We start from the raw sequence: 1,070 nt of genomic DNA, 5'->3' as shown, positions 1-1,070 counted from the left end.
GTGGCCGTGATCTGGGTGAACTGCCAGTTGTTCTGGGCGATGCCGCTGCAGTTGGAGACCACGCCGCCGCCCGGGCAGGGGCGGTCGCGGTTGACCGACCAGAAGGCCAGCCGGGCCAGGTGGTTGGACTGCGCGTAGTCGCGGATCTGCTGCCAGTACTGCACGGAGGTCAGCTCCTGCTGGTCGGACAGGCCGTTCATGCCGGAGATGCCCATGTGCGCGTAGGCGGTCGCGTCGCTCCAGCCGAACGCCGTCTTCAGCATGTTCTTGAGGCCCTCGGAGGCGCTGACGGTGCTGTTGTACATGTTGGCGCCGCCGCCGAAGTCGAACGGCATGATCGTGAAGACGTCGATGTTCGCGCCGGTGGACGCGGCCCGGTTGATGAGCTGCTGGGCGTAGTAGCCGGGGCCGGTCGTCGCGGTACCGAACGTGATGATCGTCTTGAGGTTCGGGTTGTTCTGCTTGACGATCTTCAACGCGTCGACGATCCGGTTGCGCACGGTGTCGTTCTCGAACTCGTCCGTGTTCTCGATGTCGACGTCGATCGCCTTGAGGTTGTAGGCGTTGATGACCGTCTGGTACGCGGCGGCGAGGGCCTGCGGGGTCGAGCAGTTCGGGCCCAGCTTGTTGCCGCTCCAGCCGCCGAACGACGGGATCACGTCGCCGCCGCCCGCCCGGACCTGGTTGATGACGGTCTGGTCGACACCGCCGGTGAGCGGCCGGCTGCCGTCCCACGCCGGCGTGCAACCCCCGCCGGAGAGCACGAACGCGAGCGTGAACCACTTGATCCCGGTCGCCGACTGGACCGTCTGCGGGTTCGGCGGGTCACCCCACTGGTACAGGTACGGCGCGGCGGCGAAGCCCGCGGGCGGGTTCGTGGTCCCGCCGGTCGTCGTCGCGGTGACACTGTTCGACGCCGCCGACTCACCCTGCGCGTTGTACGCCTTGACCGTGTACGTGTGCGTCGAACCGGCCACCAGCCCGGACACCGTGGCGGTGGTACCCGTGACCGTGGCGCGGACCGTGGCGCCCTCGTAGACGCGGTACCCCGTCACCGTACCGGTCGACGC

At 68.1% G+C, this 1,070-nt stretch carries 1 protein-coding gene; it reads right to left on the bottom strand.

Annotated features, from left to right (window positions below; all coding sequences use genetic code 11):
- On the bottom strand, positions 1 to 1,055 hold a 1,055-nt coding region (locus IEZ31_RS55770; protein WP_229837342.1), incomplete at its 3' end, for a chitinase.
- Between the last annotated feature and the right edge of the window lie 15 nt (positions 1,056 to 1,070).

The organism is Dactylosporangium sucinum (assembly GCF_014647515.1).
Lineage (GTDB): Bacteria > Actinomycetota > Actinomycetes > Mycobacteriales > Micromonosporaceae > Dactylosporangium > Dactylosporangium sucinum.
The sequence above is the reverse complement of the archived record's forward strand: the minus strand, read 5'-3'. Positions and strand labels throughout refer to the sequence as shown.